We start from the raw sequence: 7940 nt of genomic DNA, 5'->3' as shown, positions 1-7940 counted from the left end.
CGCTCGCGAACCTCAGGGGAAAAGGGTGGGGTATGCTTCGTCATGGCTCCAGTCTCTCAAGAGTTGGAGCCTCCGAAAATCCCGGCGCGATTCACAACCAGCCGTGCCGCGTCTCTCGCATCGAGAAGCGCACAGACCGTTTGAGCCATGGCCCAGACTCACACGTCTCATCGTGCACGTCAATCCTCCGTCTGTGTCACTGCACTAGACAACACTCGCTGCGGCGCGCCCCTTCTCATGCGCACCGTCCTCGACCTTCAGGGCGAGACAGATTTTACGGCCCAGGACGGATTATCCCGCCTCAGCGCGCGTCAACATCCCGACATGCCAAGCTTGGAAGAGTTCTCAGGTTCGCCAGCCACGTCCCCCTCCGCGGACGTGAGGAGCTACGCGCTGGCGACGGCCCGCGACCGCGCGAAATGACGCGATGTTGAGATCAATATAATCTGAGATCATGCTCGGATTTTTTCGCTTGCGTCGCGCGTTTTTTCTGTCAGAACCGCGAAGCTTATATCCTGGATTGAGGTTTATACATGCGTATTCTTGCAATCGGCGTCGTCCTTGCCGCAGTCATGCCTCTCGCGGCACAGGCCCAGGAGGCCGGCGACGCCGCCGCCGGCGAGAAGGCGTTCGCCCCCTGCAAGGCGTGCCACAACTTCCAGAAGAACGGCGTGGGTCCCGACCTGAAGGGCGTCGTCGGCCGCAGGGCGGGCACCTACGAGGGCTACAACTACTCCGCCGCTCTGAAGAACTCTGGCATCACCTGGGACGAGGCCAACTTGCACGAGTGGCTAAAGAACCCGAAGACGAAGGTGCCCGGCAACAAGATGATCTTCCAGGGCATCGCCGACGACAAGAAGATCAACGACCTCATCGCCTACCTGAAGACCCAGTCCTAATTCTGACAGATCTGGGACGCAAGAACGCGCGCGGTCTCTCGTCGCGCGCCCGCCGCGATCAACCCCGCCCGGCCCGGCCGGGCGGGCACTTTTGCGCTTGCCTCAGGGCTCAACGCAAAAATAGTATTGGTTTCCTTTCGCGAGATCTTCACATTGCGCAGGATGATGTTACTCTAGGCGCAGTCGCTCGGCGTAACGCACCGGGCGTCCTCAACCTTCAGCCCCGCCGGCACCCGCCGCGCGGGGCTTTTTCGTGGCTCAGCGGCCGCTGCCGGAGGACAGGCTCGACCCGATGCTGCCAAAGAGCTAGCTCGGGGTGCCGAGCACGGTGCCGTTCGGATTGGTGTCCAGGTTGAGATCTTGCGTCGTGAGGCCACCGGGGCAGGGGTTCGTCGTCTGGGCCGGCTCGAAGGCCTGACGGCCGCCAGCCAGTGGAACGATCACCCGCTCCTGCCGGATCGTGGTCTCGCAGAGCCCCCGGCAGATCGGGACCGTGCGGTCGGTCTTCGAGCAGATCGCCTTCATCTCGCCCCGCATGCACGTACAGCGGCACCGCGACGAGGTGGGGGCGGGCAGCGCCATAAGGGCGGCGGCGAGCATGAACAGGCGCATTATGAACGCTCTCACGACCTGCTACTGGGTAGGGCGAGTCTCCATCGTGTCTCAGAGCCCTAACGCGCTGGCGATGGCGACGCCGGCCTCGCTCGGAGCGGGAGACGGACTGACCAGAGCCGCGGGCCGGACGACTGGATCGCCCCGCGGGCCGCGAAAGGCGCGTTGCTCAACCGGCCGTGACGCGGCGGTAGCTAGCCGCGAAGGCCTCGATGGCCTCGCGCGTCAGGTCTGTCACCACCAGTCCGGCGGTGTAGACGGTCCATCTTCCGTTCTGGTCTTCCGTGATGCAGATTTCGGCCATCGGGCGCCTACACTCCACGCCACAAGGCCGAGCGAACCTGGCGAGTTCCCGAACCGCACCGGGCGATCACGAGGCCGGTCCATCGTCATCCTGGAGGATGCGGACGGGCCGGAAGGCGCCCGCGGACACCGCGGCCCCGACCCAGGCGCGGGCCGCCGCGGCCGCGGGGTGATCGGCGAAGGCGGCCATTCCGTCCCGGACTGGACGACGTAGCCGCGCGTGCCCGCGGCGCAGGGGACGACATAGCCGAAGACCTTGCAGGTCCCGTCGACGAGGTCGGTGCAGTGGACCGGCCCCTCGGTCCAGCGGAGATCATGCATCCTCACCTCCCATTGTCTCGCCCCGTGCTCACCCCGTCAGCGATCCGGGGAGGCGCGCCGCGCGGGCCGATGCGAGTCGACGCGGGCCCGGGCCGCCCCTATACGCGCCCGGCGGCCGGACCGTCATCGGCGCCTTCCGAGCCCGCAGAGGGATCCGGCGTGGCGGACAGCTCGGCAGACAGCGTGGCGATCGTCGGCCTGGGCTATGTCGGGCTCCCGCTCGCCCTGGCGTTCGGCCGGGCGCGGATCACGATCGGCTACGAGCGCGCCGCCGACAAGGTGGCGGCCTACCGGGCCGGACACGACCCGGCGGGAGAGATCGACGCGGCGGCGTTCCGGGCGGCCGGGCACCTCGCGATCACCGACGACCCGGCCGCCCTGAGCGCGGCGGACGTGATCATCGTCACGGTCCCGACCCCGGTGGACGCGGCCCAGAGCCCCGATTTCACCCTGCTGATCCGGGCCTCGGACCTCGTCGGGCGGCACATGCGGCCGGGCGCGACCGTGGTGTTCGAATCCACCGTCTATCCCGGCGCCACCGAAGAGGTCTGCATCCCCGTCCTCGAGCAATCCTCCGGCCTGCGCTGGAAGACGGATTTCTTCGTCGGCTACTCGCCGGAGCGGATCAATCCGGGCGACCGGGAGCACAGCCTCGCCAAGGTGGTGAAGATCGTCGCCGGCGATACGCCCGCGACGCTGGAGCGGCTGAAGGCCCTCTACGGGTCGATCATCGAGGCGGGCCTCCACGCCGCCTCGTCCATCCGGGTGGCCGAGGCCGCCAAGGTCATCGAGAACACCCAGCGCGACCTGAACATCGCGCTCATGAACGAGCTGTCGCTGATCTTCGACAAGCTCGACCTCGACACGCAGGAGGTCCTCGCGGCGGCGGGGACCAAGTGGAACTTCCTGCCGTTCCGCCCCGGGCTGGTCGGCGGCCACTGCATCGGCGTGGACCCGTACTACCTCACCCACAAGGCCGCGATGATCGGCCATCATCCCCAGGTGATCCTGGCGGGGCGCCGGATCAACGACAGCATGGCCGCCCACGTGGCGCGCAGCACGGTGAAGCGGATCGTCCGGCGCGGCGGCCATGCCGGGCGGGCGCGGGTCATCGTCCTCGGCCTGACCTTCAAGGAGAACTGCGCGGACCTGCGCAACTCGAAGGTCGCCGACCTCGTGCGGGAGCTGGAGGAATTCGGCTGCGCCGTGTCGGTCCACGATCCCCGCGCCGGATCGGCGGAGGCCCGGGCCGAGTATGGCATCACCCTCGTCGACTGGGCCGACCTGCCCGCCGACGCGGACGCGGCCGTGATCGCGGTCCCGCACCGGGATTATGCCCGGCTCGGGCCGGAGGCGATCGCCGCCCGGGTGAAGCCCGGCGGCCTGATCGTGGACGTGAAGGCGCTGTACGAGCGCGCGGCGTTCGCACGGCTGGGCTACGAGGTCTGGCGGCTGTGACCATTGCCGGGCCGCCGGCAAGCATTGCGATCATCCGGACGACGAGGGGACATGCCATGGACGAGACCGGCCACGATCACCGGCAGCCCGCGCCCGGCGACATGGCGGCGCTCGCGGAGCGCCACGCCCGCTACCCCGACGCGCAGATCCGCGCCCTCCTGAACACCACGCGCACGATCGCGCTGGTCGGGGCCTCGGCGAACCCGGCGCGCCCGAGCTGGATCGTGCTGAAATACCTGCTCGACCGCGGCTACGCGGTGACGCCGGTCAATCCCGGCCTCGCCGGCCAGGACCTGCTCGGGCGCCGGGTGGCGGCCTCCCTGGCCGAGGTCCAGGCCAGCCTGGGCGACCAGCCGATCGACATGGTCGAGATCTTCCGCAATTCCGCCGCCGCCGGGCCGCTGGTCGACGAGGCGCTGGCGCTCAGCCCGCCGCCGAAGGTGATCTGGATGCAGCTCGGCGTGCGCGACGACGCGGCCGCCGCCCGGGCCGAGGCGCGCGGCCTCACGGTGATCATGAACCGCTGCCCCAAGATCGAGTACGGCCGGCTCTCGGGCGAGATCGGCTGGACCGGCGTGAATTCCCGGATCCTCAGCGCCCGGAAACCGGTGCTGGCGGCCAAGGGCGTCCAGAAGCTCACCATCGCGGAGCGGAGCCGGCGGGGCGACTGAATCCGATCCTCATACGGTCCGAGACAGCGCCCCGTGGCCAGCGCCCCATTCGCAGCGCCGCGTCCGATCGCGTTGCAACGGTCTGGAAGGAAGGCGATTCCGTTCGAGACATCCGCGCCATCCTCCCTCTCCCGTTCGGGAGAGGGTCGGGGTGAGGGACACGACGCTTCGCGGTCGAGCGCACCATCACGGCTCGGACAGGCGAGCCTCGTCCGGACGAACCTGATCCCACACCCTGATTCAGAGGCGTGAGCGCAGCGAGCCTTGAAGGAGGCCTCCGCCGCTCTGCGGCCCCTCACGATGCGGCGGTGACGGGAAGAGCCGAGCCGGCCCTCTGCGGCCCCGTGCCCGCCATGATGTGGTATTCTGATACCTTAACCGCCAAACCTCTCTGATTGCTCGCCTTTTCGCGATTTCCGATTTCGCTGTTGACCCGGCATCCGGGCCCGTCTATGCACTGGCCACCGCCGCCGCGTGTGCCCCACGCGGCGGCTCGTTTTTCGGCACCCCGATGTTCTCGGATCCCGACGCGTCGGGGCCCTGGTCCGTCGGAACCCCTGGGATTTGGCTATGAAGACCACCTCGCTGAAGCCCGCCGAGGTCGACAAGAAGTGGATCGTGATCGACGCGGAGGGCCTCGTCGTCGGCCGCCTCGCGTCGATCGTGGCGATGCGCCTGCGCGGCAAGCACAAGGCCGCCTACACGCCCCACGTCGATTGCGGCGACCATGTCATCGTCGTCAACGCGGACAAGGTGAAGTTCACCGGCCGCAAGTACGTCCAGAAGCGCTACTACTACCACACCGGCTATCCGGGCGGGATCAAGGAGCGCACGGCCAAGTTCATCCTCGAGGGGCGCTTCCCCGAGCGCGTGGTGGAGAAGGCCGTCGAGCGCATGCTGCCCCGCGGCCCGCTCTTCCGTCAGATCCTCGGCAACCTCCGCGTCTACAAGGGCTCCGAGCACCCGCATGAGGCCCAGCAGCCGCAGGCGCTCGACGTCGGCGCCCTCAACCGCAAGAACGTGAGCGCTTGATCATGGCGACCCTGCAGTCCCTCGCCGACCTCAACCGGTCGAACACCGGCGCGGTCGATCCGGCCAACGAAGCGCCCATCCACGTCCAGAAGCTGGACGCCCAGGGCCGGGCCTATGCCACCGGCAAGCGTAAGGACGCGGTCGCCCGCGTCTGGATCAAGCCCGGCAACGGCACGGTCACGGTCAACAAGCGCCCGGTGGAGACCTACTTCGCCCGTCCGGTGCTGCGCATGATCCTGCGCCAGCCGCTGGAGATCGCCGGTCGCGTCGACCAGTACGACATCACCGTCACGGTGGCGGGCGGCGGCCTCTCCGGTCAGGCCGGCGCGGTGCGCCACGGCCTGTCGAAGGCCCTGACCTACTACGAGCCGGAGCTGCGTGCCCCGCTGAAGCGCGAAGGCTTCCTCACCCGCGACGCCCGCGTGGTCGAGCGTAAGAAGTACGGCCGCAAGAAGGCCCGCCGCAGCTTCCAGTTCTCCAAGCGCTGATATCCGGTCACACCGGTGTCACGGAGAGGGCGGTTCCTGCGGGAGCCGCCCTTTCGCGTTTCGGGGTCGCGGCGCGGCCGTTGACAGGCTGCCGCACCGCGCTCACCAGTTTCCCGGCCGCGATGGCCGACTCGGGCGGCACTGCCTTTCGGAGAGAGCGAGACGGACGATGGCTGGCGACGGCGTACAGAAGCCCACCGTGTTCATCGACGGCGAGGCCGGCACCACCGGCCTCGGCATCCGCGAGCGCCTGGAGCGCGACGGGCGGGTCGCCCTGCGCAGCATCGCGCCGGAGCACCGCAAGGATCCGGAAGCCAAGCGGGCGCTCCTCGCCGAGGTCGATCTCGTGGTGCTCTGCCTGCCGGACGAGGCCGCCAAGGAGACCGTGGCGCTCGCCGACAGCCTGCCCGGTGGCGGTCCGCGCGTCCTCGACGCCAGCACCGCCCATCGGGTCGCGGAGGGCTGGACCTACGGCTTCCCCGAGCTGACCCGGGAGCAGGGAGCCGCGGTGGCCCGCGCCCGGCGGGTGGCCAATCCCGGCTGCTACCCGACCGGCGGCGTCGCGCTCCTGCGCCCGCTCGTGGAAGGCGGCCTGATCCCGGCCGATCACCCGATCAGCATCAACGCGGTCAGCGGCTACAGCGGCGGCGGCAAGAGCATGATCGAAGCCTACGCGCAGGGCACGGCGCCGCCGTTCCAGCTCTACGGCCTCGGCTTCGCCCACAAGCACCTGCCGGAGCTGCAGCGCTACAGCGGGCTGACCCGCCGGCCGATCTTCGTGCCGGCCGTGGGCAACTTCCGGCAGGGCATGCTGGTGAGCGTGCCGCTCCATCTCGACGCGCTGCCGGGCCGGCCGGCGGCCGCCGACCTGGAGGCCGCCCTGCGCGACTGGTACGCCGGTCAGCCGCTGGTGCAGGTCGTGCCGGGCGCCGCCACCGGCGCGCACCGCGAGAAGATCGAGCCGGAGGACCTCAACGACACCGACCGGCTGGAGCTGCGGGTGTTCGGCTCGTCCGAGCACGGGCAGGCGGTGCTGGTGGCGCGGCTCGACAATCTCGGCAAGGGCGCCTCCGGGGCGGCCGTGCAGAATCTCGGGCTGATGCTCGGGCTCGACGGCTGAAACCGGCGCGTCGGTTCGATCGCTCGTCTGAGTGCGAGGAGGCAACTACGCGCACTCGGACCGCCCTGTCTTCGGCCCGATCAGATCGCCTTACCGCCGCCTGGGACCGCGCAAAAAACATCGAGATGCTTTTCATCGACGTGTCGTGCCACACCGGCATGCGCGTAAACGGATCGGATTCGCCCTGCGCGGGGAGCACGGCTTGATCGGCGCGCCCTCAGAGTGCCCCGCTTCGGTCAGCGCGTTCACCCGAACTGTTGCATCCCCGTTCAGGCACTTGAACGTGCCGGCGGATCCGGTGCGCCGGTACGATCATAGCAGGTTGGAGGCCGACCTTGTGTGGCCCAAGCCGGAACCTTATCCAAAGATACGTTCATCCGCTGCGCGCAGTGTAGGAGGAAACTCCCCCGTCGCGTCCTTTGTCAGCCGCGCGATCACGCTCTCAACACAGTCGATTTGCTGTTGTAGGGCCATGAAGCGAGGGCCGGAAGCGGCCCCGTCACCGACGACGAAGCTACCCTTCCGCCGACGTGTGTCGCGCAACGACTTCACCGATGCGACAATCATTCGCCGTTCTTCTAATAAAGCTGCCCACAACTCGTACAATCCTTCCAATTCCAGGTGATCAATCATTAGATTTTCCACATCAACCATTTCTTCCCATATCCAAGGGCCACTTTTCATCAGATCCGCTCGGCTCGAGCGATCAGCAGCAAATCTCCGGGTGAACCACCCAGATTGACGTGATGCACGCACGTGCCTGCGATCCGGAAGCCTCTGAGGCTAGTTGACCCGCCCGTGTGCCACACCGGCCTCGCGAGAGCGACTGCGCGGCTTCGCATAGCGCTCTTCGACGTGCGCTTTGGTAGCTTCACGCGAGAGTTGGAATCACTAATGATAATTCGACTCAAGTGAGACCTGTGACGCGGCGACAACTGAACCGCGCCGGGATTTTCGGAGGCTCCAACTCTTGAGAGACTGGAGCCATGACGAAGCATACCCCACCCTTTTCCCCTGAGGTTCGCGAGCGGGCAGT

At 68.0% G+C, this 7940-nt stretch carries 9 protein-coding genes; 6 read left to right on the top strand and 3 right to left on the bottom strand.

Going from position 1 to position 7940, the window contains the following annotated elements:
- The first annotated feature begins 533 nt into the window (after nucleotides 1-533).
- Nucleotides 534-899 (top strand): c-type cytochrome, encoded by a 366-nt coding sequence (locus ABIC70_RS28200; RefSeq protein WP_354442400.1) that lies wholly within the window; start codon nucleotides 534-536, stop codon nucleotides 897-899.
- 306 nt (nucleotides 900-1205) lie between these two features.
- On the opposite strand, the gene ABIC70_RS28195 is transcribed toward ABIC70_RS28200, so the two are convergent.
- Entirely contained in the window at nucleotides 1206-1511 is a 306-nt protein-coding gene (locus ABIC70_RS28195) for a hypothetical protein (protein WP_354442398.1), read from the bottom strand.
- A gap of 169 nt (nucleotides 1512-1680) precedes the next feature.
- Nucleotides 1681-1815: a hypothetical protein gene (locus ABIC70_RS28190; protein ID WP_354442396.1), complete on the bottom strand. Its 135-nt coding sequence runs from the start codon at nucleotides 1813-1815 to the stop codon at nucleotides 1681-1683.
- Between the two features lie 479 nt (nucleotides 1816-2294).
- On the opposite strand from ABIC70_RS28190, the gene ABIC70_RS28185 reads away from it, so the two are divergent.
- The 5 genes from ABIC70_RS28185 to argC all read left to right on the top strand — a co-directional run bounded on the left by ABIC70_RS28185 (nucleotide 2295) and on the right by argC (nucleotide 6904).
- Nucleotides 2295-3593 (top strand): nucleotide sugar dehydrogenase, encoded by a 1299-nt coding sequence (locus ABIC70_RS28185; protein ID WP_043389510.1) that lies wholly within the window; start codon nucleotides 2295-2297, stop codon nucleotides 3591-3593.
- Between the two features lie 56 nt (nucleotides 3594-3649).
- Nucleotides 3650-4264, top strand: a complete 615-nt coding sequence (locus tag ABIC70_RS28180) for a CoA-binding protein (protein WP_051976370.1) — start codon at nucleotides 3650-3652, stop codon at nucleotides 4262-4264.
- Between the two features lie 570 nt (nucleotides 4265-4834).
- Entirely contained in the window at nucleotides 4835-5296 is a 462-nt protein-coding gene (gene rplM, locus ABIC70_RS28175) for a 50S ribosomal protein L13 (protein ID WP_043356851.1), read from the top strand.
- A gap of 2 nt (nucleotides 5297-5298) precedes the next feature.
- Nucleotides 5299-5784: a 30S ribosomal protein S9 gene (gene rpsI / locus ABIC70_RS28170; RefSeq protein ID WP_043356850.1), complete on the top strand. Its 486-nt coding sequence runs from the start codon at nucleotides 5299-5301 to the stop codon at nucleotides 5782-5784.
- A gap of 169 nt (nucleotides 5785-5953) precedes the next feature.
- Nucleotides 5954-6904, top strand: coding sequence for an N-acetyl-gamma-glutamyl-phosphate reductase (gene argC / locus ABIC70_RS28165; protein ID WP_274928989.1), 951 nt, complete (start codon nucleotides 5954-5956; stop codon nucleotides 6902-6904).
- A 357-nt stretch (nucleotides 6905-7261) separates the two neighbouring features.
- On the opposite strand, the gene ABIC70_RS28160 is transcribed toward argC, so the two are convergent.
- A complete protein-coding gene (locus ABIC70_RS28160; RefSeq protein ID WP_354442392.1) occupies nucleotides 7262-7588 on the bottom strand; it encodes a hypothetical protein in 327 nt (108 codons plus the stop codon).
- Nucleotides 7589-7940: the final 352 nt, after the last annotated feature.

The organism is Methylobacterium sp. 1973 (genome assembly GCF_040545035.1).
Lineage (GTDB): Bacteria > Pseudomonadota > Alphaproteobacteria > Rhizobiales > Beijerinckiaceae > Methylobacterium > Methylobacterium fujisawaense.
This window is presented reverse-complemented; position numbering and strand designations above follow the sequence as displayed.